General features: G+C 33.6%; 1 protein-coding gene. It reads right to left on the bottom strand.

Features of this window, described 5'->3' with window-relative positions:
- Positions 1 to 28: 28 nt before the first annotated feature.
- The gene (locus PGX78_RS07500) at positions 29 to 280 is read right to left on the bottom strand and encodes a hypothetical protein (RefSeq protein ID WP_270446260.1); all 252 of its coding nucleotides are present in this window, start codon (positions 278 to 280) and stop codon (positions 29 to 31) included.
- Between the last annotated feature and the right edge of the window lie 360 nt (positions 281 to 640).

Below are 640 nucleotides of genomic sequence, written 5' to 3'. Positions count from 1 at the left end.
TTTGCTCACTTTTGTACTTTTAGCACTTTTAGACACAATACTCATTTTTAATGCTACTATCAGGCCTTACACTTTGAGTTTGCTCTAGTTCGATTTGCAATATATCGCACTTGGTAAACGAAAGCCCAGTTTCAATTTCCTTTGAGAAATTCTCATCCTCAATTTTAGCGTAATATTTATTATCTCCGGACTGAAATCTCCACTTCAAATTCTCAAAATCCACTGTTAAAATTCGCACCCATTGAGCATATATTTGTATACTTATGTCTTCTTTAGGCATGTTAACTCCTACTGAAAACTCGACATCCACCGACTCTGCCTTATTAATACCCTGAATAGCATATCCATATTTATTTCTAACTTCAAATGCATCGATTCCATCTCGACGGACGGGTGACAATCATATAGTTTAAACTTTCTCTAATAACAACAGATTGATACAGAGTAATAATGTTTATATTTACATTTTCCGCTTCATTTCCGATGGAAACGGTGTACATGTCGTTTCCATGTTTTGTGATTTTATCAATTTTTCGGTTTTTAATCCATTTCATAAAATTAATTACAAACGGTATCCCTACAATGCTTTAAATCGTCTAATCCAAAAATAGATAGCATGTCTCCTACGCTCGTATAATTA

It is taken from the genome of Megasphaera sp. AF13-6AC, assembly GCF_027685385.1.
GTDB lineage: Bacteria > Bacillota > Negativicutes > Veillonellales > Megasphaeraceae > Megasphaera > Megasphaera micronuciformis.
The sequence above is the reverse complement of the archived record's forward strand: the minus strand, read 5'-3'. Positions and strand labels throughout refer to the sequence as shown.

Excerpts from the sequence above, each read along its gene's own strand:
- PGX78_RS07500 (WP_270446260.1), bottom strand. The coding sequence starts at position 280 with ATGCCTAAAGAAGACATAAGTATACAAATATATGCTCAATGGGTGCGA.